Source organism: Catenuloplanes japonicus, from assembly GCF_000717135.1.
Lineage (GTDB): Bacteria > Actinomycetota > Actinomycetes > Mycobacteriales > Micromonosporaceae > Catenuloplanes > Catenuloplanes japonicus.
In genome coordinates this window covers 51444-75771 of sequence record NZ_JNXY01000024.1, presented here as the reverse complement: position 1 = coordinate 75771, position 24328 = coordinate 51444, and the positions used below count along the sequence as shown (strand labels likewise).

The window sequence follows — 24328 nt, the reverse complement described above, 5'->3', positions numbered from 1 at the left end:
CGTCGTAGTGACGGTCTCACCGCCGACTCTGGAGCACGCCGTGACCCTCCCGATCACCCCGCGCGTCATGGACGCGATCTGCCTCGACCACGCCGTCCCGACCGGTTCCGGCCTGCACCTGCGCCGTAACGGCCTGGTCGACCCGGTCGACGACGACCCGCTGCTGACCGAGGCGCTCGACGTGACCGCGCCGGACGGATACGCCTACATCACGCTCGGCCTCGGCATGACGGAGGCGTTCGCCCCCGGCGACACCCACGACCGGCAGATCGCCCGCAAGCTGTTCGAGCAGTTCCTGCGCGGCCATCCGCCCTACGCGCTGGACCGCATGGTGGAACGCCCGCTCGGCGACCACGGCCTGAGCCTGACCGAGGCCGCCCACCGCGCGGAGGTTGCCGGGCTGCCGGTGGACGTGAGCGGGCCTTTCCCGGACCTGGACGAGGCCGGGCCGCACCGGCTGATCGGCTTCTCCGCGGAGTCGCGTGTGGTCCCGGTCGATCAGGCGGTGACCATCCGGGTGGTGCCGCGCACGCACGCGATGTTCCACGAGCACCGGAAGGCCGATCCGTTCGAGGGAGAGGACCCGGCCCTGCTCGGCGGCGCGCTCTCCCGGTCGTACCCCTCGGCGCGCATTGTCTTCGACAGTGACGGCGGCGTCCGGCTGGGCCTGCCCGCGACGCTCGTCGCCCACGCCTACGGCCCCGCGCTGCAGGGCGGCGGACGCCCGCTCGACGCCCGTGATCTTCCGCCGGTCGTCGAACGGGTCCGGCGATATGGCGACCTGATCGCCGCCATGACCGGCACTCCTGCGGGCACGCACGCGCTGGTCGAGGTGGACGGCCAGGTCACGCTGGCGGTCCACGACGCGCACGGCCTGTCGTTCCTCGACCCCGGCACCGGCGCGGCCACGGTGTTCCCGGCCGAGCCGGGCTCGATCGGCCTGGCCGTGCTGGACGGCGCCATGGACCTCGCCACCCGCCTGACCGCGCTGGACGCGCTGCGGCCCGCGCCCGTGCCGCAGCTGGCCGTGCGCCACACCGGCACGGTCACCCGCGCCCGCGAGCTGAGCCAGGGCCGCACGCTGGACCTGATCGGCACCGGCGCACCGGACGCGTTCCTGAACAGCATCGCGGACGCGGCCGCGACCATCGACCAGTCCGTGATCGTGATCGGCGCGGACCGGCCCTCGAGCACACCGTCCCGCGCCGACCTGCTCGCGCTCGACCTGCAGCTCTTCCAGCACAGCGTGAACCGGGGCGTGCCGCTCGTCATCACGCGCGGCGCCGTGGACGACGAGTTCCGGAAGATCGTCGACCACTACCAGGTGCCGGTGCTGCACCAGACGCTCGGCACCGGCGGACTCGGCCTGGACATCGTCTGGTCCGGCATTGGCGGCGCGACCGCGCAGCCACCGGCCAGGGAGATCTCCCCGGAGCTGCTGCGCGCCTACGCCGGCCGGGGCCGGACGTCCGCGCTGCCGGAGCCGGACCAGCAGCTGGCCGCGTTCCTGGCCACTCCGCTGGAGGAGACCGCCGCGATCCTGGCCGCACCCGGCAGCACGCTCCGGGCGCTGCGCGCGCAGATCGGGCCGCTCGGCGCGGACCCCACGCTGTTCGCCGCCCACGACGCGTTCCTGAACGTGCTGGACAGCGACCCCTTGCTGGCCAAGACGTTCCTCGACTACCGCGCGGGCGGCGCCAACCGGCCGGACCTGCTCTTCGACGAGGTGCCGCGCCTGGCCGCACAGGAGCCGGCCGGCCGCGACGCCGCGTTCAGGAACCTCGAAGCCATCACCATGGGCACGCTCGACGACGGCGCCAGCCGCGGCATCCTCGAAGCCCTGCACCTGCAGCTCACCGACCCGTCGAACCAGGACGCGGTGCGGCAGATGGTCCACAGCCACAGCGCCTACCTGCCGAAGGACGGCCGCACCGACTGGATCCGCCGCCTGCAGAAGCTCAGCGTCGAGATGCCCGGCCACCTGGAGCAGATCAACCAGGTCGCCCTCTACGTGACCACCTGTCCGTAGCACCCGTTCACCATGATCGGGGCGTCCGGGGGACGCCCCGATCATCGTCGGCGCCGCCGGGCTCAGGCGCGGACGTGGTGGCGGACCCGCCAGACCAGCATCCCGATCGCGGCCAGCAACAACACCACGATCACACCCACCACCACGCCACGGTACGGCCCGGCGCCGCTGTCCGTGGACGCCACCGGACGGGTCTCCTCGGCCAGCGTGGTCATCACGGCCGCACGCGGGTTGATCATCCCGAAGCCGTGGGCGTCGTCGCGGTCCGCCTGCGCGCCCGGGTTCGCGGTGCTGCCGATCCGGTGGGTGACCTCGCCCGCGGCCAGGTGCGGCAGCGCGGACCGGACCAGCGCCGCGGTCCCGGCCACGAACGCCACCGCGTACTGCGTGCCGCCGACCGCGCGCACCCCGACACCGGCCGGCCCGTAGGCGGCCACGTCGATGCCGGGCGCGGTCACGTCCACGGCCCCGGCCAGGTAGGACGCGGCGGGCTGCCCGTCCGGCCCGGCCCCGCCGACCCGCAGCAGCCCCGGCCGCTGCGGCGCGGCCTCACCGGACTCCGGCGCCGGGCACACGACCACCACGTCGTGGTCCAGCGCCGCCGTGATCGCGGACGCGATCGCCGGATCCGCGGTGTCCACGTAGGAGCCGAGCGCGATCACGGTGGCCCCGGCCGAGACCGCGACCTCGATGCCGGCCGCGGCGACCGCCGGGTCCGGCGTCTCCGCGGTGGTGACCAGGCGGACCGGCAGGATGCTCGCGCCCGGCGCCACACCGTCGACCTCGTCGCCGCCGGCCGCGATGATCGAGGCCATGCCGGTGCCGGAGCCGAGACAGTCCCGGTCGCCGCCTCCGCCGCCGCTGGTCACGTCCGCGCCGGTGGCCACGCGCCCGGCCAGCGCGGGCAGGCTCGCGTCCACACCGGAGTCGATCACGCCGACCAGCACGCCCTCGCCGGTGCCGCGTTCCCAGGACTCGTCGACCGCGAGCGTCTGGTACGCCCACTCCGAGCCGCCACCGGTGGACGCGACCGTGGTGCAGCCGGGCTCCGCGGGTTTCGGCCCGGACGGCGACGGCGATGCCGAGGGGGATGACGGTGCCGCCGGCGACGACCCGCCCGCCGGGGCCTCCGCGACGGGGAGCAGGTCGGCGAACACGCCGTACCTGACCTCGTCACCGGCCGCGTCCCAGGGCAGGACCAGTTTCCAGCCGGCCGGGAGCGGCTGCGCGACGTCCGTGACCCGGCCCCCGCCGGGCTGTTCCCGGTCCGCGTTCAGGTGCAGGATGTCGTCCGCGCGCTCGGGGTCGCGCAGGAACCGGCTTGCGGCCGCGCCCAGCGTCTCCGGCCTGGTGACCTCGTAGTACTTGACGTACCGGGACTCGTCCGGCACCGCGGCCAGCGCGGGGGCCACCGGCGCCGCCACCGCCACGGCCACGGCCGCCAGGACGCTCCAGAACCGCGATAACCGAGCCACCTGTTGCCTCCTGATCTCGTCGGGCACGGTGCCCGACGGGCCCTTGACGGACGTACCGCGGGGTGGGTTCACCGCGGATCGCGGAAAGATGATTTTCCGTTCGTCCGTTGAACCGCCGAACCGCGCTCTCGTAAGAGGGGGCGTGCCGGGGAGACCCGGCCCCACATCGTGCAGATCTGGGAGTGATGGTGAATTTACAGGCACTCATCGAGACGACCCGCAGCCCCGCAGGCCGCCGTGTCGTCGGTGTCGTGGCCGTGCTGGCGCTGATTGGAGCCGGTGCGGTCACCGGCTCGATCGCCGGTACCGCGACCGCGGGCCCGGTCCGCGAGGGTGTGCCGATCCCGGCCGCCCAGGTGCCGATGATCGCGCAGGCGGCGTTGTCGTGCCCGTCGCTGACCGCGTCGCGGCTGGCCGGGCAGCTGATGGCGGAGTCCGGTTTCGACGCGGCCGCCCAGAGCGCGGACGGCGGTTCCGGCATCGCCGGGCTGACGGACGAGACCTGGGAGAAGTGGAAGCCGTGGGTCGGCGCGCGGCGGCTCGACCCGGAGGCGAACGTGTTCGCGCTCGCCCACAGCCTATGCGACCAGATCGGGCAGATCCGGTACGCGAACGTCGGCGGCAGCCTGTGGGAGCTCGCGCTCGGCGCGCACCGCTCCGGGCTGCAGACCGTGCTGAGCCGGTCCGCGGTCCCGGACGACGCGGCCGGCTACGTCAACGAGGTCGCGGCGTACGCGGCCTGGTACGCGTCCCGCCCCGACTTCGCCCCGGACGACGACGAGAGCGCGTCGCCGCCCCCGCAGACCCCGAACGTCGACCCGGTCCCGGTCCCGGACCCGTACGTGCAGCTGGTCAAGGACGCCGGCGAGACGTGCCCCGCGGTCTCCGGCCCGAAGATCGCGGCACAGCTGATGGCCGCGTCCGCGTTCAACCCGAACAAGCTCGGCACGGACGGCGCGCAGGGCATCGCCCAGTTCCAGCCCGCGGTCTGGGTCCGGTACGGCCAGGCCGGCCAGTCCCCGTGGGACGCGTCCGTGGCGATCCCCACGCTCGGCCGCACCATGTGCGCGCTCGCGGCGGAGCTGTCCGGACTGGCCAAGGACCCGTACCCTGTGGCGCTGGCCGCGTTCCAGTGGGGGCCGACCGCGGTCCGTCAGGCCGAGGGCGTGCCGGCGTCGCTGGGCGTGCGGCAGTTCGCCCAGCGCGTGCTGGACTACACGGCCTACTACCAGCGGGACCCCCGGATCGGCGGCACCGCGCCGGCCACCGGCACCTCGCCCGGCCCGCAGACCACGCGGACGCCGGGCGCCGGCACGCCGACGCCGGCGCCCACCTCCGCGGTCTCGCCGCCCGCGTCCTCGCCCGGGGCGCAGACACCGGCGGCCACGCCGTCGCCGCAGCAGCCGGCGACCGGTGGCACGAAGACGTACCGGATCGACGGGTACGCGGACAAGTGCATCGACTCCCCGGCCGCGAAGGACGGGACCGCGCTGCGGCTCTGGACGTGCACCGGCGGCGCCTCGCAGAAGTTCACGTTCGAGAACGGCACGATCCGCTACCAGGGCCTGTGCATGGACCTGGCCTGGGGCGAGTCCGCGAACGGCACCCGTATCCAGCTGGCGAAGTGCAGCGGCGGCCCGGCGCAGCGGTTCAAGGTCAACGACGCGCACGACCTGGTCAACACCGCCTACGGCAAGTGCGTCGAGGTCGTGGACTGGAACGACGCCAACGGCGCGGAGCTGCAGCTGTGGACGTGCACCGGCAAGACGAACCAGAAGTGGTGGGCGAGCTGAGCTGACCCCGGGTCCGGGCCGGCGCGGAACGGGGGGTTCCCGCGCCGGCCCGGACACCGCTCAGGAAGGCGTGATGTCGGCCCGCAGGCTCGCGTGGATCGCGCGCATGGCGTAGTGCACGCGCGATTTCACGGTGCCGGGCCGCAGCTGGTGCCGGGTGGCGATCTCCTCCATGCTGCGTCCCTCCAGGTGGTGCTCGCGCAGCGCGGTCCGGTGCGGGTCGCTCAGATCGTGGAACGCCTGCCGGACGCTGTGCGCGGCCACGGCCTCGTCGGCCGCGTCCGGGGCGAGCACCACACCCTCGTGCGTGTCGAACCGGACCTCCTTCGGCCGGGCCCGGCGCATGCGGATCGAGTCGATGGCGAGGTGCCGGGCGACGGTGAACAGCCAGCGGGTCAGCGTCTCCGGGTCCTCCGGCAGCGAGTCGATGTGCCGCCAGGTGCGCACCATGGTCTCCTGCACCAGATCCTCGGCCAGATCGGGCGACTTGGTCAGGCGCGTCAGATAGCGCTGCAGCCCGGGTGCGTGCCTGGCGTGGATGTCGGTCAAGCGGTCGACGCCGGTGTTGTCGGACAGGTACCTCATTGCAGCGACCGTATGGCGCGGCACTGGAGAAGCAGTGAAGCCGGATCCACTGGCTGTCAAGTACGGCGGCCTACCGTGGGCGGCATGACAGAGGCAGGCCGACGCAGGCTCGTGGCCGTACCGCTGGCGCTGCTTCTGCTCGTCTGCTCGTGGGCGCTGTGGTGGCGAGGCTCGCAGCTGCTGACGGACGAGGGCGCGCTGCCGCCGGCGTCGAGCATCCCGGACGTGCCGGCCGGCGCGCGGGTGACCGCGCAGACGATCGAGTGCGGGTCCGGCGGGTGCTGGCTGCGTGTGGTCGTGGTGCCGGCGGCGGGCTCGTCGCCGGCCGATCTGGCCCGCGAGATGGGCCTGACCGAACACCGGTGCACGGCCAGGGGATTGTTCACACCGCGTTCCACCTGCGTGTCGGCGACGGCGGGGGAGGCGCAGCTGGTCGTGATCGCCGGCTATGAGTGAACCCCGGCTTCACTGATTCTCCACTGGGCCGGAATACTTTCTGGCGACATGTATGCAGAACAGCACGGGTTTGGCTGAGCGCGGCGCGTCGCGCCTGCGCATCATGGGCCCGTTGCGGCTCTGGCAGGGTGACGCGGAGGTCGGCGCCGGTCCCCGCCAGCAGCGTGTGCTGCTGGCGCTCCTGGTCGCGCAGGTGGGCCGGCCGATCAGCATGGCCAACCTGGTGGAGCTGCTGTGGGGCACCGCGCCGCCGGCCACGGCCGTGAACGTCATCCACAAGTACGTCGGTGTGTTGCGCCGCCTGCTCGAACCGGGCCTGCCCGCGCGCGCCACCGGGTCGTACCTGATCCGGCACAACACCGGTTACCGCTTCGCCGCCGGCCCGGACGAGCTGGACCTGCTCGAGTTCCGGCAGCTGGCCGGCCAGGCGAAGGAGAGCCTGGGCCGGGACGAGCCGGGCGAGGCGCTCGACCTCTACCTGCGCGCGCTGCGCCTCTGCGACGGCCCGGCCGGGGAGACGCTGGGTGACAGCGTGGGTGCGACCGCGGTGTTCGCCGGCGTCGACGGCGAGTTCTTCGACGCGGCCGTGGACGCGGCCGAGCTCGCGGTCCGCCTCGGCCGTGCCGCGCAGGTGCTCGCGCCGCTGCGGCTCGCCGCGCAGATCAGCCGGCTGCACGAGCCGGTCCACGCCAGCCTGGTCACCGCGCTCGCCGCCGCAGGACATCAAGCCGAGGCCCTGGAGGTGTACGCCGGCATCCGCGCCCGCCTCGCCGACGAACTGGGCATCGACCCCGGCCACGAGCTGCGGGACGCCCAGCACCGCGTGCTCACCCAGGACGCGGGCCCGGCGCCGGAGACCGCCCGGCAGGTCACCCCGGCCCGCCCCGCGCAGCTCCCGCCGGACCCGTCGATGTTCGTCGGCCGCCGCCACGAGCTGGCCGTCCTGCACGACCTGGTGCACGAGATGCGCAACGGCCGGCGTACCGGCCCGATGGTGGCCGCGGTCGACGGCATGGGCGGCGTCGGCAAGTCGGCCCTGGTGGTGCACTTCGCCCACCAGGTCGCGCACGAGTTCACCGACGGGCAGCTCTACCTGGACCTGCGCGGCCACGGCGACGAGGGCGGCGGTCTCCCGGCCGCGGACGCGTTGCGCGCCATGCTGCACGCGCTCGGCCTGCGCGCCTCCGACGTGCCGGACACCGTCGACGCGCTGGTCGGCGCGTACCGCAGCCTCACCGCGGGCCGGAAGCTCCTGCTCCTGCTCGACGACGTGCGCGACGCCTCGCAGGTCCGCCCGCTGCTGCCGAACTCCGCGGACAGCCTCGTGCTGATCACCAGCCGCGGGCCGCTGGTCGCGCTGGCCGCGTCCGACGGCGCCCGCCTGCACCGCGCGCCGGTGCCGGGCCTTGCCGAGGCGCGCGAGATCCTGTCGACCCGGCTGGGCGCGGTCCGGGCGCGCGAGGCCACGGTGGCCACGCTCGACGAGATCATCACGCTGTGCGGGCGGCTGCCGCTGGCGCTGGCGATCCTGGCCGCGCGGCTCGGCGTGCGCCCGAACCTGTCGCTGGCGACGGTCGCGGCCGAGCTGCGCGACGGCGCCCGGCGGCTGGCCGCGTTCCCGGAGGGCCGGGGTGTCGCCGGTCCGCGCACCGCGTTCTCCTGGTCGTACCGGCAGCTCAGTCCCGGTGCCGCGCGGCTGTTCCGGCTGCTGTCGGCCTCGCTGGTCACCGGCATCACGGTCGAGGCGTGTCTGAGCCTGTCCGGCGAGGATCCGGGCCGCACGCGTGACGAGCTGGAGGAGCTGACCGAGGCCGCGCTGGTGGCCGAGGACGATCAGGGCCGGTACACCTCGCACGTGCTGGTCCGCGCGTACGCCCACGAGCTGTTCGAGACCGTCGACCCGGCACCCGCGCGACGGGCCGCGATCACCCGGCTGCTGCAGTACTACCTGCACAGCAGCTTCCACGCGCAGGTGCTGCTGGAGCCGAACCGCACGCCGATCCCGCCCGCGACGGCGGAGCCGGGCGTGCTGCCGGAGCGGCCGGAGTCGTACCAGGAGGCGTTCGGCTGGTTCGCCCGGCACCGGGAGACGCTCAAGGAGGCGGTCCGGGTCGCGGCCGACACCGGCCACGGCGTCGTCGCGTGGCAGCTGGCGCTCACCATGCAGCAGTACTTCGAGTGGTCCGGCTTCTTCCAGGACTGGGAGGACGTGATGCGCCACGCGCTGCGCGGGGCCCGGGACGACGGCGACCCGATCGGCGAGGCGCACGTGCTGCGCAGCCTGGCCGGTGCCCGCTGGTTCTTCGACGCGAACGAGGAGTCGCTGGGGATGCTCTCCGCGGCGCTGCAGGTCTACGTCGACCACGGCATGCTGCTGGAGCAGGCGCTCACGCACATCAACTTCCACTCGGCGTACACCGCGCTCGGCAAGCACGACCTGGCGCTGTTCTGCGCCGAGACCGCGGTGTCGCTGTGCCGTGCGGCCGGCAGCACCAAGCAGGAGATGCGCAGCCTGGACTGCAAGGGCCGGTCGCTGACCCGGCTCGGTCAGTACGAGGAGGCGGCCGAGGTGCTGCAGCTGGCGCTCGACCTCAACCTGGTGGCGGGCCGGCGCCACGAGGAGGCGATGATCCGGGTGTCGGTCGCGCGGAACCTGATCGGTCTGGGCCGCACCGGCGACGCCGTGGGCGAGCTGCGCCGCGCGGTCGAGGCGGCGCGGTCGGTCAGTCAGGGGCCGTACCACTTCGAGGCGTTCCGGAGCCTGGCCGAGCTGCTGCACTCGACCGGCGACCTCGTGGGCGCGCGGCGGGCGTTCGAGGGCGCGTGCGCGGTGCTGGAGACGTTCCAGGGCGGCGGGCCGCACCACATGCGCGCCGAGCTGGCCCGGCTGGAGGCCCGGTTGTGATCCACGTCGCTCCTGAAACGTTCGGTCCGGTCCGGACGTGTTGTCGGCGCGACTCGAATCAGTTCAACCGTGAGGGGCAAGTGTGAATACGCGTACGCGCCAGGTGATGCTCTGTGTGCTGGCTCTCGCGTTGCTGGGGGCGGCCGCCATCACGATCGGGCTGCGCCGCGAGGGCGATCTGCCGGACCTGGTCTCGAACGACTCCCGGCCCGCGCTCGGCGCCGTCGAGCTGGCCGGGCTGGCCGAGACCGCGCTGGCCGGGCTGCCGGCGACCACGGACGCGGAGGTGTTCGCCCACCACGGGCCGGTGACCTCGGCCAACGCCCAGACCCGCAGCGGCGACCATCTGGGCGAGATGACGCTGTGGGTGGGCTGCGCCGGGACCGGGCAGGTCACGATGAGCGTGACCGGCACCGCGGTCGCCGAGGCGAACGGGGAGAAGTCGGAGGTCGCCCGCGTCACCGCGCACTGCGGCGGCACCGCGGCCAAGGCGGTCTTCCCCGGCCACCCGCACCGGCAGTACCTGACGTTCGACCTGGTCAACGCGGCCGAGGCGGTCGGCGCGGCCGGCTACGCGTTCCGGCTCACCACGAACACCGGGCACCCGTTCACCGCGTCGGACATCTCCAACGCGATGAGCCTCGACGACGAGAACGGCCGCCCGCTGGCCGTCGTGGTCGGGGACGACAGCCTGGCGCACCGCGGCGACACGGTGGCGGGCGATTCGACGCACCTCGGCGCGCTGCGGCCCGGGTCGTACGCGCCGGTCGCGGTCTGCGCCGGGGCCGGCACGCTGGTCGTCAACGTCGGCGAGCAGCGGCTGGAGCTGCCGTGCGCGTTCCCGCCGCAGCGTAAGGAGCTCACGCTGAAGCCGTTCACGAACCCGGAGACGCCGGTGATCGTCGAGTACGACTCGACGCCCGGCGCGCAGGCGTTCTGGGCCCTCGTGTTCGTCCCACGCTGAGCGCGGTGCGGATGGGAGACGAACCGCCCACGTTCGACGAGGTCTACGCGGCCGGGTACGTGGACATCACCGTGCAGCTGTTCGCGTACTTCAACGACCGGCAGGAGGCGCAGGACGTCGCCCAGGAGGCGTTCTGCCGTGCGCTGGCCAAGTGGCGGAGCATCTCCCGGTACGACGACCCGCTCGCCTGGATCCGCCGCGTGGCCTGGAACCTCGCGATCAGCCGCTGGCGTCGCGGGCGTACCGCCATGCGTTTTCTGCACCGCCAGCGCGTCGAGGAGCCCTACCTGGACGGGCCGGACCCGGACCGGGTGATGCTGTTCGCCGCGCTGGCGAAGCTGCCGGCCGCACAACGGCGGGTGGTGGTGCTGCGCTACCTGGCCGACCTGACCGTGCCGGAGATCGCCGACCGCGAGGGAGTGCCGGAAGGCACCGTCAAGACGTGGCTGCACCGGGCCCGTACCGAGCTGGCCGAGAAGGTGGATCATGAGTGACCGCGAGATGGAGGCGCTGTTCGCCTCCGGGCGCGCGCAGGCGGCCGGCCGGATCCGGGTGCCCGGCGCCGACGCGGCCCGCCGCACGGTCCGCCGTCGCCGCCAACGTGCCGGTGTGGCGGCCGCCGCGTGCGCCGTGCTGGTCACGCTGGCCGGCACCGCCACGCTGTCCCGCAGACCCGCTCCGGTGCCCCCGGCGACACCGGTCGCCGGCGCCGTCTCGGCGCTCCACGCCCCCGGGACCCGCGTGATCGAGGAAACCGGCCCGGCCGAGATCGACTACACCCGCGAGTACCCCGCCTACGCCGGCAACCTGACGCTGGAGGTCGCCTGCGCCGGTGACGGCCGGCTGACGTTCGTCGCCGAGAGCACGCCGGACCAGTCGCTCGGCCAGTCCGCCCGGGTCGAATGGGCCCGCGTCACCGCGCCCTGCGCGAGCGCGCCCACGTCCGTGACCACGCTGTTCGCGGTCGGCCGTGCCGCGCGCGGCCTCACGGTCCGGCTGGACGACCTGGCGGCCCAGGGGACCACGACGTTCGCCTACCGGATCACCAGCGACACGCACGTGCCGGTCGAGTCCGGCGACGCGGTGAACACGCTCACCGCCGCGCTCGGCGCCGAGCCCACCGGGAACGTGCTGCGCCTGGAGGCGTCCGTGCCGTACGACGACCCGCACCCGTTCGCCGCCGGGGACTACCGCCTGGCCGTCGCCTGCGCCGGCACCGGCACCATCGGCGTGCGGGTCGGCAGCGGCGAGGAACAGACCGTGGCCTGCGGCTGGCCGCCGCAACGGGCCGTCGTGTCCGGCACCACCGAGGGCGCGGACCGGCTGACGGTCACGTTCCGGCCGGCGGACGGCGGTGTCGCCCCGGCGCTGGTGGCCTGGGCGGTGCTCTGATGCGGCTGCGGATCCTCGGGCCGCTGCGCCTGCGGCACCAGGGCCGGGAGGCGGAGATCGGGCCACGCCAGCAGCGGTGCCTGCTGGCGCTGCTGGTCGCCCGGGTCGGCGAGCCGATCGGCCTGCACGACCTGGTGGACCTGATCTGGGGCGCCGACCCGCCGGCCAGCGCGGTGAACGTCGTCCACAAGTACGTGGGCACGCTGCGCCGGCTGCTCGAACCCGGCCTGCCGCCGCGCGTCCAGGGGGCATACCTGGCCAGGCACGGCAGCGGCTACCTGTTCACCGCCGGGCCCGACACGCTCGACCTGGTCGCGTTCCGGCAGCTCGCCGCGCGGGCCGCGGCCGGTGGATCGCTCGACCTCTACCTGGAGGCGCTGCGCCTCGGCCACGGCCCGGCCGGCGACGGGCACGCCGGCACCCCGGCGGCCCAGGCCGTGTTCGCCCGGCTGGACCGCGAGTTCTGCCGCGTCGCGGTCGCCGCCGCCGAGGTCGCGCTCCGGTGCGGCGCACCGGCCCGGATGGTGGCGCCGCTGCGGCGCGCGGCGGAGATGGCGCCGTTCGACGAGCCGGTCCACGCCGGGCTGATCACGGTGCTGGGCGCGGCCGGCCACCAGGCGGAGGCGCTGTCCGCGTACCGCCTGATCCGCACCCGTCTCGCCGCCGAGCTGGGCATCGACCCCGGCCGTGAGCTGCAGGAAGCACAGCGCCGGGTGCTGCACCAGAGCGTGCCCGCCACCCGCACGGTACGGCCGGCGCAGCTGCCACCCGGCCTGCCGGTCTTCACCGGCCGCGACCGCGAGCTGGCCTCGCTCGCCTCCGGCCCCGGCGTGATCGCGATGCACGGCATGGCCGGCGTGGGCACGTCCGCGCTCGCGATCCGGTTCGCCCACGAGGCCGCGGACGACTATCCCGACGGGCAGCTCTACCTGGACCTGCGCGGAGACGGCGAGCACGGCGGCGCACTGCGCTCCCTGCTGCACGGGCTCGGCCTGCGCGCGCCGGACGTGCCGGAGACCGCGGACGCGCAGGCCGGCGCCTACCGCAGCCTGACCGCGGGGAAACGTCTCCTGGTGCTGCTGGACAACGTCCAGGACGCCGCACGGGTACGCCCGCTGCTGCCCGCCTCGGCCGGCAGCCTGACGCTGGTGACCGGCCGGCGCCCGCTGCTCAGCCTGGCCGCCGCCGACGGCGCACGCCTGATGCGCGTCGACGTGCCCGGTCTCCCGGCCGCGCGGGAGCTGTTCCTGCGCCGCCTGCCGCCGAGGCCCGCGGACGCCGCCGTGGTGGACGAGATCGTCACGCGATGCGGCCGGCTGCCGTCCGCGCTGGCGATCCTGGCCGCCCGGCTGACCGCCCGCCCCGGCCTGTCCCTCGCCGCGGTCGCCGCCGAGCTGCGCGACGACGCCCGCCGCCTGGACGCGTTCGCCGGCTGCGGCGTCGAGGACCCGCGCACCGCGTTCGCCCGGTCGTACCGGCAGCTCAGCACCGGTGCGGCGCTGCTGTTCCGGCAGCTGGCCGCGCCCGGGAACCTGCGCGCGGCCCGGACCTGGCCGGAGCTGTCCGAGCTGGCCGACGCCGCGCTGATCACCGAGCACGACGACGGCCGGTTCGGCATGCACGAGCTGGTCCGGGCGTACGCCCGCGAATGCTCCTCAGCGTTGCGGCGCCAGGTCGCAGTCCGCCTCGCACCCCCGCACCGCGCGATCGTAGAACCCCAGGTCGTACAGGCCGCCCTCGGGTGAGGTGCGAGGCCTATGCGGGCGAGCGTCGCAGTCGTCGGGACTCGCCCACGCCGATGACCAGCGTCTGTGCACAGAGGAACACGGCCGCGATCGCGAGCGCCGAGTCGTATACGCTGATGCCCTTGATCGTGACAGGCCCGGTGAGGAAACCGGCCACGCCGAGGACGACCAGCCCCACATGCGCCTCGGTCGGCCCGAGCCGGCCGAACGACAGCCGGAACTCGCCGAACACCACGGTGCGCAGCAGCACCAGGATGTTGAGCGCCTGCAACGACGCCAGCGTCAGCGCGGCGGTGCTCAGCGAGGCGACCGGCGACAGCCCCACGCCCACGAACAGCAGCATCTGGGAGATCGTGTCCAGGAAGTGGTCGACGTAGAAGCCGTACCGTGGCCGGGATTCACGCCGCAGGCGGGCCACCGTGCCGTCGAGCGCGTCCCCGAGCCAGTGCAGCGCCACCCCCGCGACCGCGACCAGCATGCACGCGGGTGCCCAGTTGCTCAGCGCGTAGCCGGCACAGCACAGGACCGCGCCGGACAGCCCGGCCAGCGAGCAGGCGTCCGCCGTGACGTGCGGCGCCACGATCGCGGCGAGCCGGTCCAGGAACCGCCGCTCGACGCCCGCGAGCAGGCTGTCGTTGACCCGCACCGGGTCGGTCATCCGGCCAGCGCCTTCTCCAGCGCGCCCACGATCCGCTCGTTCTGCCGCGCGTCCTTGACCGCGATCCGGAACGTGCGCCCCTCGAACAGCGCGGACATCGGCGACAGATCCCGCAGATACACGTCGTACCGCCGGCAGTGACCGACCACCCGCGCCGCACCCGGCCCGTCGGCCGGCAGCGTGACCAGCAGATAGTTGGCCACGGACTCGTCCACCTCGCCGATGCCCGGCAGCGTGCGCAGCGCGGCCGCCAGCCCCGCCCGCAGCTCGTGCGTGCGCTCCCACTGCGTCGCGTAGTACTCCGGGCTGCCGAGCGCGTGGATCGCGGCCGCCTGTGCCGGCATGCCGAGCACCCACGGCGGTGTCCACCGGCGCAGCGCGGCCGTGCTCGCCGGGTCCGCGATCAGATACGCGGCCCGCGCGCCCGACAGCGCGTACATCTTCGACAGCGACGTGCACACCGCCACCTGCGGGAACTCGCCGACCAGCGGCACCGCGGACTCGTCCAGGCCGACGTATCCGATGTAGGCCTCGTCGACCCACAGCCGCGTGCGGGACGGCAGCGCGGCCGCGATCCGGCGCACCTCCGCCAGCGGCAGGTGCCGGCCGGTCGGGTTGTTCGGATTCACCAGGACCACGAGGTCGTACGCCCCGGCGCGCGCGATCAGCCGGTCCACGTCGATCTCCCAGCCGTCCCGCCGGTGCACCGCGAACCGGTCCACGACGCAGCCGACCACCCGCGCGGTGACGTGCGCGTACTCGCCGTAGCTCGGCTCGACCAGCAGCACCCGGCTCTCCGGCCGCAGCCACTCCCGGAACGCGCGGAAGATCAGGTCGGAGGATCCGGCGCCCAGGCTGACGGTCGTGGCCGGCACCCCGCGCCGGAACGCGACCTCGTGCTGCACGCCGTCGGACGCGACCGGCGGTGACGTGCGCGCCAGCCAGCCCGCGTCCGTGGTCAGCGCCGTCACCACGTCCGGCGCCGGGTCGAACCAGGCGTCCAGCACGTCCGCGGTGACCACCGAGTCGCGCCGGTGCACGCCGCTCAGATCGGTGCCGATCGCCCGGAACGAGGCGCCGCCGTGCTCGCAGCCGTCGTGCTCCCGGGCCGGCGGCATGTCCAGCCGCCAGTCCAGGTCCAGCCGGTCGACCTGCCGGAACGCGCGCGCGTTCGCCTGGTCGAGCGCACCGGACATGATCTCGTAGTCGACCCGGCCGGACCGCACGCGACGACCCACCGGGTGCAGGCCGATCGAGCGGTACATCGCGGTCAGGCCCGTGCGGCCCATCCCGACCACCCGGCGCGCGCCACGGGACTCCACCCAGCGGGTCGCGGCGTACATCAGCAGCGCCGCGATCGACGTGCCACGCTCCTCCGGCGTCACGGTCAGCAGCCGTACCTCGAACGTGTCGTGCTCGTCGAGGACCGGCAGCTCCGCGCGCGTCACGTACTTGTCCAGCGACCAGCGCCCCACCCACGGCGGCGTGATGCTGACGAACCCGGCCGGCACCCCGCCACGCACCGCCACCAGGTAGACCAGGCCGAGCGCGTCCAGCGCGTCGCGCAGCTCCCCGGCCGCGTTCGTCTCGTGCTGCCCCAGCTCCGCGCCGTAGACGCGATGGCGCAGCCGATAGATCCATTCCCGATCACCGGGTACGCCCTCGCGCAGTTCCACACGCTGGTTCGTCATGCGGTCGATCTTTCCGCCGCGCCGTCCCCGGTACCTGAGTATCGATACTCACCTGTGATTGACTGGCGTGCATGGTCCTGCGCCCGGCCGCGGCCACCCGACCGCACAACCGCAGGCAGCTCATCGTCGAGACGGCCGGCCAGATGTTCAGCGAGCGCGGCTACCACGCGGCCTCGATGGAAGAGATAGCCGGCGGTCTCGGGATCTCCGCCGCCGCGCTCTACCGCCACTTCCCGAACAAACACGCGCTGTTCGCCGCGTGCGCGGACGTCATGGTGGACGGCCTCGTCGCCGCGCTGCCGCCGGGCGGGCCGCTCACCGAGCAGCTGGCCGCACTGACCGCGGTCACGGTCACGCACCGGGCGTCCGGCGGCCTCTACCGGTGGGAGGCCCGTTACCTCGCGCGTGACGAACGGCGACGGCTGTGGCGCAAGTTCGCGCACGTCGTGGGCCGGGTGAGCGAGCAGGTCGCGCGCGAACACCCGCTGCCGGACGCGCGCCTGCGGACCGTGGCCGCGCTCGGCGCGATCGGCTCGATCACCATGCACCACACGTCCATCGCGCCGCGCCGCATCGAGGAGCTGCTGCTCGCCGCCGCGTTGCGCGTGGTCGCGACCGATCCGGCCGGTGCTTCCGGCAGTTCCCGGCTGGTCTCGCTGCCGGACCGGCCGGTGCCACGGACCCGCCGCGCCGAGATCCTCGAGGCGGCCGTCCCGCTGTTCGCGCAGCACGGCTTCACCGCGGTGACGAACGGGCAGATCGCGCAGGCCGTCGGCCTGGCGCCGTCCGCGATCTACCGCCATTATCCGGGCAAGGTGGACATCCTGGTCGCCGCGTGTCTCCAGGCCGCCGGGCTGCTGTCCCAGGCCGTGGACCGGAGCCTGCACCACACGTCCGCACCGGTGCCGGCGCTGGCCGCGGCGTACGTGGCCTACAGTTTCGAGTACAACGCGCTCAACAGCGTCGCCGAGGCCGAGGTCCGTGGCCTGCCCGCCGACCTGCGCCGCCCGCTGATCCTCGCCCAGCGCGACCACATCGCCGTCTGGGAACAGCAGCTGCGGGTGGCCCGCCCCGAACTCGACCCCCGCCAGGCCCGGCTGCTGATCCACGCCGCTTTCGGCGTCGTCGTCGAGGCCGGCCGTGCGCTCCGTTGGTCGGACACCCCCGCCCACCGCGACGCCGTGACCGCACTGGCTCTGGGCGCGCTGTCCCTGTAGACGTCGCGTACCGCGTTCGCGTTCGTGCTCGGGTTCGGGTGAGAGACCCATCCCACAAAACTCACACTGTCCAGATCTGTTGCACCTTTTTGTCCGGATATTTAGGTCTTAATCATTTGATGGGCGGTGTTGACGTCGGTCATCGGCCGTCGTGATACTCACGCTGTCCATTTTCAGCTCCGCCGCGTTCGTCGGCTTCGGCTTCGGCACGCTCGCGGTCCTCTGGGCCTGGACGTCCTACCGCGGTTACCGCGCCATCCGCGCCCGCAACCGCCCGCCGCCCCCTCATCGAACGGAGTTCCCATGAGCACCGAGTTCAGCATCACCGACATCAAGCCCGACCTCGCCGACGACTTCCAGACCACCTTCACCGACAAGGCGATCCCACTGCTCCACCAGGGCGGCATGCGCAACATCGCCCTCTACCGCCACAGCGACACCCCCGCCCGCTTCGCCCTCGTCGGCGACTGGCCGTCCCCCGCCGTCCGCATCGCCTTCACCAAGTCCCCGCTCTTCACCGACTTCCTGGCCCTCCTCGGCGACTACGCGGCCGGAATCCCGTCCGTCGACGACTACGACCGCGTCCACCTGGACCGCTGAAACCCACGTTCCAGAGCCAATTCCTTTCCCGCTTCCAGCGTGGTCCGGCAGCGTTGCTCCCGCGGGCAAACCTCCGGCGGGCTCCACCTCCGCTTCGCTCCGTTACGCACGCCGTTCCGGAGCCGGTCCCGCCGTGGTCGGCGAAAACCAACAGCCCCCACCACTCCCGGCCACTCCCAGCCTTCCCGGCACACCAACGCGGCCCCGCTCAGACCTGCTGCCGACGTGTGAACCTCAGTCGGCCATGCTGCCCATCAGGCAACCGCTTGCCGCCGTAGGTGCGGATGAGATCCCGGCCCAGGCGGTCGCAACTGGCGATCACCTCCTCTCCGACGTTCGCCAGAACGACGCCGAAGCCGGTCCCGGGTGTCGTCCCGGCACCGAGATCGCCGTTCGTGCCCTGGCCGGTCTCGTCCGTGACCAGCACATCCAAGCAGGTCAGTGGCGTGGATGTGCGCTGAGCGATCTCCGCGAGTGCCCACGCCTGCTCCCCGGGGCTGTCGAACCCGTACCAATACACGAGCGCCGACCCGGATTCGGTCACATGCGCCGCGAGTTGAACTGCCGAGAGGCCGCCTGGTTGAGCAGCGAACGGGTCGAACGGGTCGATGTGGACGACACGACGACTACCGGCGCACGTGTCGAGCCACTCGGCTACCGCGGTCGGACCGTCGCGCTCGACAACCCGACATCGAGACAGTTCGAGGTTCCGTCCCCAGTGCCGTAAGTCGTCCGCGCTCACCGGGTCCACGTCACAGAACAGATACTCGGAGGTGTCACCGAGCACCGTCATCGCCTGGAGCGCTGATCCTGGGTAACGCGCTCGTCCGGTCGAGGTGAACCTGTGCAGCGCGTGAGCGTATGCGGATGCGCCAAGTGTCGCGATTACCGAGGACACCTCGAGAAAGTGACCCACGCCGTAGTGCCGCTCATCGTCGTGCACGAGGTCGTAGGCGCCGCTGCCCGCGTGGCTCTCGGCGTAGTGCGTCGGTTCGAGAGCGGCAAGCACCTCACACAACATGAGGTGCTTCCACACGTCGCCTGCCTTGCCGAAGTGTCGGTTGGCCATCCCGCGACATTGCCAGGCGCATCCCGCGCTCACCACCTCATTCTCGGCAAGGCCGAGGTAGAGCGACTGTCAAACCGAAACGTCGGGAAATGCCGCGATCCGGGCACCAGCCCACGTCCACCGACTGCTCACCGTCAGCGGCGGGCATGTGAGTGATGCCGGGCCGGTGCCGTTGCTACGCAGCGGTCGGACTAGGCCCCGCGGGCCGCCTGCATCAGCGGAACGATGGCGGTCAGCGTGTGCCGGCGGTTCTCCGGGCTGGTCGCCGCGAGGAGGTCCGCCTGCGGGTCCCACGGGTGCTCGAGCATGCCGGCCACCGCACGCGCGGTGTCGGTGCTGTCCAGCCGGTCGATCAGGTGCAGTGCCATGTCGATGCCGGCGGTGATGCCCGCGCTGGTCACCACCTCGCCGGCGTCCACCCAGCGCCGGTCGCGGACGACCTCGACCTTCGGGTGCTGCCCGGCCAGCTCGTCCAGGACGAGCCAGTGGGAGGTGGCGGCCCGGCCGTCGAGCAGCCCGGCCGCGGCGTACACCATCGCGCCGTTGCAGACCGAGGTCATCACGGCGCCGTGCCCGGCGAGGGACCGCATCCGGGCAAGATGGGCCTGGTCGGCGTAGAGCGTCTCGATGCCCGCGCCGCCGGGGTGCACGACGAGGTCTGGCAACGGCTCGTCGTCGATCCCGCCGTCCGGGGTCACCGTCAACCCCAGCGCGCAGCGTACGGGCGCGCCGTCGAGGCTGGCCGTACGCACGCTCACCGGACGGTTCGCCACCGTCTGCCAGATCCGGAGCGTCTCCCACGGGCCGGTGAAGTCCAGCTCCTCGACGCCGTCGAACAGGAGCACGGTGATGCGGTAGGGCTGCATATCTGTCATGCCCTCATTCTTCGCGGCCCTTCCCGCCTCGACGAGTAGCAGGAATGCCCCTGGTCGATAAGATTCCGCCATGACCGGTACGTCCCGGCGACGCCATCGCGTCGCGGTGCTCGCCCTCGACGGCGTGCAGCCGATGGAGGTCGGCATGCCGTTCCAGACCTTCGGCCTCCACGACCGCCGCTACGACGTCATCCTGTGCGGACGGTCCGCCGGGCCGGTCGAGACCCTCCACGGCTGGTCGCTCACCGCGCCGTACGGCCTCGACGAGGTGGTCGCGGCGGACACGGTGATCGTGCCGGCCTATCGGGGCACGGGCCGGGACACCCCACCGGACGCCACCCCGGACGTGCAGGACGCGCTCCGCGAGGCACACTCCCGGGGCGCCCGGATCGCCACCATCTGCACGGCCGCGTTCGCCCTGGCCTCCACCGGCCTGCTCGACGGCAAGCGCGCGACCACCCACTGGCTGCTCACCGACGAGCTGGCCCGCCGGCATCCGCGCATCGAGGTGGACCCCGGCGTGCTCTATGTCGACACCGGCTCTCTGATCACCTCGGCCGGGGTCGCCAGCGGCATCGACCTCTGCCTGCACCTGCTGCGCCGGGACTGCGGTGCGGCCACCGCGACGTCGATCGCCCGCGGGATCGTGGCCGCACCACACCGCGAGGGCGGCCAGGCACAGTACGTGACCCGCCCGCCCGCGCCACCGCAGCGCACCGAGCTGAGCGCGACCCTGGAATGGGCCCTGCACCGCCTCGACACCCCGCTGACGGTCGCCGACCTGGCCGCACACGCCGCGGTCTCCGAGCGCACGTTCGCCCGGATGTTCACCGCGCAGCTCGGCGTCAGCCCGATCAAGTGGCTCACCGCCGCCCGGATCAGCCGCGCCCGCGAACTGCTCGAGACGACCGACGCCAGCATCGACCACATCGGCCGGGCCTCCGGCCTGGGCACCCCGGCGAACTTCCGTCACCACTTCCGGCTCGCCACCGGAACCACCCCGACCGACTACCGCCGCACCTTCTCGTCCCCACCCCGACCCGCATTCCTGTCGTGACCGTTTCACCAAGCGGATGCGGAGTATCCGTATCCGTCTTGCCGGGTGGCGGGGCGGTGCCGGACCGTCCGTGACGGCCGTTGGCGAGATCGACGCGGTAAATGGCCAGCAGGCCGCTGGTGTGCGACGTGGCCGCGACCGAAAATTTGTGCATGACCTTCGGATTTAGACACTTTGGGACCGTTGCATGACCATCTACGCGCAAATTCTGCTGTACGACGGATTTGACCCGTTAGATGCCATTGCCCCCTTCGAGGTGCTCGCGGCCGGCGGCGACGCGGTGGGCGGCGAGATCGACGTCCGGCTCGTCGCGGCCGACGGACCTGGTCCGATCCGGTCCGGCACCCGCGGAGCGGTGTTCAACGCGACCCACCAGCTTGATCCAGCTCTGCCTGGGTACGTCGTCGTGCCCGGAGCGTCGGGACCGGTCGAAGGCGATCCCGACGACGGCGTCGAAACCATTCCCGTCCTTCTGTCCCGATTCGCCGCGGGCTCCAGCATCCCTGTGCTCTCGGACATGTTCGCCAACCCGGAGGTGACGATGACCGCGGTGTGCGGCGGCTCGCTCGGACTCGCGATGGCGGGCCTGATCGAGGGCCGGCGTGCGGTCACCCACCGGCTCGGCCTGGACCTTCTTGAGGCAACCGGGGTGAACGTGGTCGACGCGCGGGTGGTCGATGACGGTGACCTCGTCACCGCCGGTGGTGTCACGTCCGGGCTCGACCTCGGCCTGTATCTGCTGGAGCGAGAATTCGGGCCGCAGATCGCGCATGCGGTCGAACGATTCTTCGAGTACGAACGTCGCGGAACCGTGTGGCGCAGCGCCGGACGCTCACCGGTGGCGGTGTGACGTGGATTCAGCAGCCGATCAACTCATCGGGAGCTGGGACGTCACCATGTCCACCCCGATCGGTTCCATCAATTCCGTTTACACATTCTCCAGGGCTGGCAGCGACCTCGTCGGGTCCGCTGTCGGGGCGGGGGACGAGTCGCAGCTCGACGCCATCACCGTCGACACCGCACAGTCCGCAAGCGGGGCGCGCGTGACCTGGAAGCAGACGGTTCGCAAGCCACTACGCCTCAATCTTGAGTTCGATGTCGAAGTCGATGCCGGCGAGATGAACGGTCGCTCCCGTGCGGGGCGGCTGCCGCAGACCAAGGTCTCCGGGCGCCGACGTATCGATCCCCGGAAGGAAGAACTGTGACCACGCCGATTCCGCTACCGGACGGTGCTCCGCGCGATCGAGGCTGGACAGCGGTCGAAGAGGCGTCGGCGATCCGCGGATCCATCGGATCGACTCTGCGGCCATGGTGACTCCGGCTGGGCCGCGGGCCCCTACGTCCCCCGGTGTACGCCATCGGCCTCTACGCTGCGCACCGCCCGGCCGGGTCGGAGCCGATCCTGCCGCGTCGCGTCCACGATGAGGCTAGCCTCCTAGGATGCGGTAGACGATGTGGCGGACGACGCGCGCGTCGGTGACCTCAGCGACTGACGTGAGGTGCGGCGCGGGCTGCGAATGACAGAACGAGAAGTCAGGGGCGCGGTCACGACCGGTTCGTCGTGCGTAGCGGGGCGGCCGAGTGGTGCCTCGACCCGCCCGGCACCGCCGAGGCGCGGTCAGCCTCGGCGGAGCCGGCTTCCTCCCACCACCAGCCACTCAGCTGTGAGGACTACCGCCGCCGGCCGGCCGTCGTCGTCGGAGCAGCAGCAGGCCGAGGCCGCCGGTCAGGGTGAGGGCGGCGCCGACGGCGAAATAGCGGGCGCCGTCGATCTGGAGTCGATATTCGCTCAGGTCGGACTCAGCCGAGAACAAGTGCCGCTCCGCCTCGCCGGTCAACTGACCATAGGCTGGATCAGCCTGGCCGACCTTCTCGGCCTCGGCGAGCTTGACCTGCGCGAGGTCGAGACTGCGGGTCATACGCTGATTGCTGTCGTGGGCCCTGCTGAAGATGAAGATGCTCATCGCGCCGGCCAGCAGGCCGAGGACGATGAGGACGACGCCGGCGGCAAGAAGTCTCTTCATCGCATCACCTTCGGGTTGGGCAAGGATGCCAGGTGGTTGTGGAGCAGGGCGTGCCGGAACTGGTAGACGGCCCCAGTCTGACGTACGCCCAGTGCCACCATGATGGTGACCGCGGCGCCGGTCAATACAGCGGCCGGCGGGCCGGCCGTCTGTGCCATCAGCGCTCCAACGACGAGGGCCGACACCACGCCGGCACCGAGATCACCCGGAACGCGGTCGCCCGATCGGCTCGGAGGACGTCCGCCGAGAAAGGTGCGGGTCCCGGCCCGGAGTGCTCGGTCGGACGGTCCGCGGGCCGGAGAAGGCCGTCACCGGCGGGCGGCGTGATGCGTTGCCACGCCGGTCACTCTGCCTCCGGCTCCGCCTCCTGGCGGCGATACGTCTCGCGTACCTTCTCGATGCTGTTCCTGTCGATGAAGTACGAGACCGCGGCGGCGCCGATCGCCTTCGTCCCGGACGCCGCGATCGCGCCGGACACCGCACCGCCGGCCACCGTGCCGGCGCCCGGAATCAGCTTGATCATGCTGCGTGCCAACTGCCGGAACGCCATCCCGGCCACCACGTTGACACCGAGGGCGCCGAGCAGGTCACGCGCCGTCCGCACGGACATGTCCGCGCCTCCGATGTACGCGATCACCATGATCATGCCGACCTGGATCCCGGTCAGCACCGGCAGATCGACGATCGGGATCGGCTGCAGACCGACGCCGCCGCAGACCACGGCCGTGCTGTTGACCACCCGCAGGGCCAGCTGTCGCCGTACCTCGGTGAGGGTCTGCAACCGGGCGAACTCCAGTTTTGCCTCGTCCGGGAGGTGCTCGAAGACGACTGTGGTCAGGTGGCCGATGTTCCAGCGATAGTCACGGCCTGGCTTCGGCCGCCTCGTCGCGCTGTCGTAGATCACGTTCGCGACGGTGGCGACCGGATCGGCCAGGGCGGTCAGCCCGGTGGCCGCCTTCAGGTGCCGTAGCAGCGTCTCGGTAGCCTCGGCCAGGTTCGCCAGCTTGTCGGGGTCGTCGGTCGGCACGGGCACATCGTTCGGGTCGAGCCGGTCGCACTTGCTGAGTACCGGAATGACCGTCGGTGACTCGCCGCTGAGGCGGGCGACCTCCTGTTGCACCCGTACCAGGGCGTCGAGGTCACCCTGCATCGCCACGTCCACATCGGTGGCCGCGACGACGAAGAGGATGACATCCGGCGGCCTGCGCCTGACCGCCATCAGCAGCGACTCCAGCGGGGTGGCGGCGGTGTCGGCCTCCAGCGGTTTCGAACTCTCCTGGACCCCGCGGGTGTCCAGGATCTCCATCCGTCTGCCGTCCCGCTCGTACGGCTCCCACCGGGCCTCGCCGGTCGCCGCACGCACCGAGCTGGTCATCCGGACCTCGGCATCGAAGATCGCGTTGATCAGCATCGACTTCCCGCTGCCCCGGCGGCCGATCAGCATCACCCGCGGGACCCGGTGTTCGTGCACCAGTGTGTAAAGCGTGTCGACGTTGTCCTGCACGGCCTTGCGCACGGGGGCGGGTACGTTGTCGAGCCGGGCGATCAGGTCTTTGATCGCTTCCCGGACGACGTCGAAATCGTCGTGGTTGGACATAGTTCTCCTTGCCTCGGCGGACGACGAAGAAGAGACCGTCAGGCACAGTGCCGCGGCGGGGCCATCGTTGCCGGGACCCGGCTGGCATTCACGGACAAACTGTGTGATCCGCCATGGCTTTCCCACGAGCGAACGCAGAGGCCGCCGGGAAGGAATGTCCGCCGTCAGTTGGCGGGTTCCCGGCCGGCCACGCGCG

The 24328-nt window shown here is 72.5% G+C and carries 22 protein-coding genes; 13 read left to right on the top strand and 9 right to left on the bottom strand.

The genetic code is table 11. From position 1 onward, the window contains the following. Window positions 1–40 precede the first annotated feature (40 nt). The gene (locus tag OP04_RS29485) at window positions 41–2029 is read left to right on the top strand and encodes a hypothetical protein (protein WP_157240541.1); all 1989 of its coding nucleotides are present in this window, start codon (window positions 41–43) and stop codon (window positions 2027–2029) included. Between the two features lie 62 nt (window positions 2030–2091). Here OP04_RS29485 and OP04_RS29480 read toward each other — a convergent pair whose 3' ends face one another. After that, window positions 2092–3504 carry a S8 family serine peptidase gene (locus OP04_RS29480; RefSeq protein WP_157240538.1) on the bottom strand — a complete coding sequence of 471 codons (1413 nt, stop codon included), beginning with the start codon at window positions 3502–3504 and terminating at the stop codon, window positions 2092–2094. Between the two features lie 185 nt (window positions 3505–3689). On the opposite strand from OP04_RS29480, the gene OP04_RS54875 reads away from it, so the two are divergent. Further along, window positions 3690–5297 (top strand): ricin-type beta-trefoil lectin domain protein, encoded by a 1608-nt coding sequence (locus OP04_RS54875; RefSeq protein WP_063746707.1) that lies wholly within the window; start codon window positions 3690–3692, stop codon window positions 5295–5297. Window positions 5298–5357: 60 nt separating this feature from the next. On the opposite strand, the gene OP04_RS29470 is transcribed toward OP04_RS54875, so the two are convergent. Further along, a complete protein-coding gene (locus OP04_RS29470; RefSeq protein WP_033343139.1) occupies window positions 5358–5882 on the bottom strand; it encodes a sigma-70 family RNA polymerase sigma factor in 525 nt (174 codons plus the stop codon). An 84-nt stretch (window positions 5883–5966) separates the two neighbouring features. Here OP04_RS29470 and OP04_RS29465 point away from each other — a divergent pair, with 84 nt between their 5' ends. The 6 genes from OP04_RS29465 to OP04_RS29440 all read left to right on the top strand — a co-directional run bounded on the left by OP04_RS29465 (window position 5967) and on the right by OP04_RS29440 (window position 13344). Then, window positions 5967–6338: a hypothetical protein gene (locus OP04_RS29465; RefSeq protein WP_157240536.1), complete on the top strand. Its 372-nt coding sequence runs from the start codon at window positions 5967–5969 to the stop codon at window positions 6336–6338. A 52-nt stretch (window positions 6339–6390) separates the two neighbouring features. Continuing rightward, the gene (locus tag OP04_RS29460; RefSeq protein WP_085066861.1) at window positions 6391–9243 is read left to right on the top strand and encodes an AfsR/SARP family transcriptional regulator; all 2853 of its coding nucleotides are present in this window, start codon (window positions 6391–6393) and stop codon (window positions 9241–9243) included. 82 nt (window positions 9244–9325) lie between these two features. Further along, entirely contained in the window at window positions 9326–10207 is an 882-nt protein-coding gene (locus tag OP04_RS29455; RefSeq protein ID WP_157240534.1) for a hypothetical protein, read from the top strand. Window positions 10208–10218: 11 nt separating this feature from the next. Further along, window positions 10219–10701 (top strand): RNA polymerase sigma factor, encoded by a 483-nt coding sequence (locus OP04_RS29450; RefSeq protein ID WP_051799311.1) that lies wholly within the window; start codon window positions 10219–10221, stop codon window positions 10699–10701. Next, entirely contained in the window at window positions 10694–11599 is a 906-nt protein-coding gene (locus tag OP04_RS29445; protein WP_033343136.1) for a hypothetical protein, read from the top strand. Before OP04_RS29450 ends, OP04_RS29445 begins: the two co-directional genes overlap by 8 nt. Further along, a complete protein-coding gene (locus OP04_RS29440; RefSeq protein ID WP_051799310.1) occupies window positions 11599–13344 on the top strand; it encodes an AfsR/SARP family transcriptional regulator in 1746 nt (581 codons plus the stop codon). Before OP04_RS29445 ends, OP04_RS29440 begins: the two co-directional genes overlap by 1 nt. Before the next feature lie 10 nt (window positions 13345–13354). Here the strand turns inward: OP04_RS29440 and OP04_RS29435 are convergent, their stop codons facing one another. Both OP04_RS29435 and OP04_RS29430 read right to left on the bottom strand, forming a co-directional pair. Then, entirely contained in the window at window positions 13355–14002 is a 648-nt protein-coding gene (locus tag OP04_RS29435) for a CDP-alcohol phosphatidyltransferase family protein (protein WP_033343135.1), read from the bottom strand. Continuing rightward, window positions 13999–15693 carry a histidinol-phosphate aminotransferase family protein gene (locus tag OP04_RS29430; protein ID WP_033343134.1) on the bottom strand — a complete coding sequence of 565 codons (1695 nt, stop codon included), beginning with the start codon at window positions 15691–15693 and terminating at the stop codon, window positions 13999–14001. The genes OP04_RS29435 and OP04_RS29430 overlap by 4 nt, the downstream gene beginning before the upstream one ends. Before the next feature lie 71 nt (window positions 15694–15764). Here OP04_RS29430 and OP04_RS29425 point away from each other — a divergent pair, with 71 nt between their 5' ends. Together OP04_RS29425 and OP04_RS29420 are read left to right on the top strand one after the other, a co-directional pair. Continuing rightward, window positions 15765–16910, top strand: coding sequence for a TetR/AcrR family transcriptional regulator (locus tag OP04_RS29425; RefSeq protein WP_033343133.1), 1146 nt, complete (start codon window positions 15765–15767; stop codon window positions 16908–16910). 303 nt (window positions 16911–17213) lie between these two features. Continuing rightward, entirely contained in the window at window positions 17214–17510 is a 297-nt protein-coding gene (locus OP04_RS29420) for a putative quinol monooxygenase (RefSeq protein WP_033343132.1), read from the top strand. 208 nt (window positions 17511–17718) lie between these two features. Here the strand turns inward: OP04_RS29420 and OP04_RS29415 are convergent, their stop codons facing one another. Next, window positions 17719–18579: a 23S rRNA (adenine(2030)-N(6))-methyltransferase RlmJ gene (locus OP04_RS29415; protein ID WP_033343131.1), complete on the bottom strand. Its 861-nt coding sequence runs from the start codon at window positions 18577–18579 to the stop codon at window positions 17719–17721. A 191-nt stretch (window positions 18580–18770) separates the two neighbouring features. After that, window positions 18771–19454 carry a DJ-1/PfpI family protein gene (locus OP04_RS29410; RefSeq protein WP_033343130.1) on the bottom strand — a complete coding sequence of 228 codons (684 nt, stop codon included), beginning with the start codon at window positions 19452–19454 and terminating at the stop codon, window positions 18771–18773. Window positions 19455–19524: 70 nt separating this feature from the next. Between OP04_RS29410 and OP04_RS29405 the strand changes: the two genes are divergently transcribed. The 3 genes from OP04_RS29405 to OP04_RS29395 all read left to right on the top strand — a co-directional run bounded on the left by OP04_RS29405 (window position 19525) and on the right by OP04_RS29395 (window position 21716). Then, window positions 19525–20511, top strand: coding sequence for a GlxA family transcriptional regulator (locus tag OP04_RS29405; protein ID WP_033343129.1), 987 nt, complete (start codon window positions 19525–19527; stop codon window positions 20509–20511). Between the two features lie 187 nt (window positions 20512–20698). Next, a complete protein-coding gene (locus tag OP04_RS29400; RefSeq protein WP_198154024.1) occupies window positions 20699–21361 on the top strand; it encodes a DJ-1/PfpI family protein in 663 nt (220 codons plus the stop codon). 46 nt (window positions 21362–21407) lie between these two features. Further along, window positions 21408–21716 (top strand): hypothetical protein, encoded by a 309-nt coding sequence (locus OP04_RS29395; RefSeq protein WP_033343308.1) that lies wholly within the window; start codon window positions 21408–21410, stop codon window positions 21714–21716. A gap of 453 nt (window positions 21717–22169) precedes the next feature. Here the strand turns inward: OP04_RS29395 and OP04_RS29390 are convergent, their stop codons facing one another. From OP04_RS29390 to OP04_RS29380, 3 genes are all read right to left on the bottom strand, one after another. Then, entirely contained in the window at window positions 22170–22535 is a 366-nt protein-coding gene (locus OP04_RS29390) for a hypothetical protein (RefSeq protein WP_033343128.1), read from the bottom strand. After that, complete coding sequence (locus OP04_RS29385; protein WP_157240532.1) at window positions 22532–22693, bottom strand: hypothetical protein; 162 nt, start codon at window positions 22691–22693, stop codon at window positions 22532–22534. The genes OP04_RS29390 and OP04_RS29385 overlap by 4 nt, the downstream gene beginning before the upstream one ends. 185 nt (window positions 22694–22878) lie before the next feature. Beyond that, window positions 22879–24132: a GTPase gene (locus OP04_RS29380; protein ID WP_033343126.1), complete on the bottom strand. Its 1254-nt coding sequence runs from the start codon at window positions 24130–24132 to the stop codon at window positions 22879–22881. Between the last annotated feature and the right edge of the window lie 196 nt (window positions 24133–24328).

What these genes read in the sequence shown, in the direction of transcription:
- OP04_RS54875 (WP_063746707.1), top strand. Translation starts at nt 3,690, where the DNA reads ATGGTGAATTTACAGGCACTCATCGAGACGACCCGCAGCCCCGCAGGC.
- OP04_RS29470 (WP_033343139.1), bottom strand. Translation starts at nt 5,882, where the DNA reads ATGAGGTACCTGTCCGACAACACCGGCGTCGACCGCTTGACCGACATC.
- OP04_RS29465 (WP_157240536.1), top strand. Translation starts at nt 5,967, where the DNA reads ATGACAGAGGCAGGCCGACGCAGGCTCGTGGCCGTACCGCTGGCGCTG.
- OP04_RS29460 (WP_085066861.1), top strand. Translation starts at nt 6,391, where the DNA reads ATGCAGAACAGCACGGGTTTGGCTGAGCGCGGCGCGTCGCGCCTGCGC.
- OP04_RS29450 (WP_051799311.1), top strand. Translation starts at nt 10,219, where the DNA reads ATGGGAGACGAACCGCCCACGTTCGACGAGGTCTACGCGGCCGGGTAC.
- OP04_RS29445 (WP_033343136.1), top strand. Translation starts at nt 10,694, where the DNA reads ATGAGTGACCGCGAGATGGAGGCGCTGTTCGCCTCCGGGCGCGCGCAG.
- OP04_RS29440 (WP_051799310.1), top strand. Translation starts at nt 11,599, where the DNA reads ATGCGGCTGCGGATCCTCGGGCCGCTGCGCCTGCGGCACCAGGGCCGG.
- OP04_RS29435 (WP_033343135.1), bottom strand. Translation starts at nt 14,002, where the DNA reads ATGACCGACCCGGTGCGGGTCAACGACAGCCTGCTCGCGGGCGTCGAG.
- OP04_RS29430 (WP_033343134.1), bottom strand. Translation starts at nt 15,693, where the DNA reads ATGACGAACCAGCGTGTGGAACTGCGCGAGGGCGTACCCGGTGATCGG.
- OP04_RS29425 (WP_033343133.1), top strand. Translation starts at nt 15,765, where the DNA reads ATGGTCCTGCGCCCGGCCGCGGCCACCCGACCGCACAACCGCAGGCAG.
- OP04_RS29420 (WP_033343132.1), top strand. Translation starts at nt 17,214, where the DNA reads ATGAGCACCGAGTTCAGCATCACCGACATCAAGCCCGACCTCGCCGAC.
- OP04_RS29415 (WP_033343131.1), bottom strand. Translation starts at nt 18,579, where the DNA reads ATGGCCAACCGACACTTCGGCAAGGCAGGCGACGTGTGGAAGCACCTC.
- OP04_RS29410 (WP_033343130.1), bottom strand. Translation starts at nt 19,454, where the DNA reads ATGACAGATATGCAGCCCTACCGCATCACCGTGCTCCTGTTCGACGGC.
- OP04_RS29405 (WP_033343129.1), top strand. Translation starts at nt 19,525, where the DNA reads ATGACCGGTACGTCCCGGCGACGCCATCGCGTCGCGGTGCTCGCCCTC.
- OP04_RS29400 (WP_198154024.1), top strand. Translation starts at nt 20,699, where the DNA reads ATGACCATCTACGCGCAAATTCTGCTGTACGACGGATTTGACCCGTTA.
- OP04_RS29395 (WP_033343308.1), top strand. Translation starts at nt 21,408, where the DNA reads ATGTCCACCCCGATCGGTTCCATCAATTCCGTTTACACATTCTCCAGG.
- OP04_RS29390 (WP_033343128.1), bottom strand. Translation starts at nt 22,535, where the DNA reads ATGAAGAGACTTCTTGCCGCCGGCGTCGTCCTCATCGTCCTCGGCCTG.
- OP04_RS29385 (WP_157240532.1), bottom strand. Translation starts at nt 22,693, where the DNA reads ATGGCACAGACGGCCGGCCCGCCGGCCGCTGTATTGACCGGCGCCGCG.
- OP04_RS29380 (WP_033343126.1), bottom strand. Translation starts at nt 24,132, where the DNA reads ATGTCCAACCACGACGATTTCGACGTCGTCCGGGAAGCGATCAAAGAC.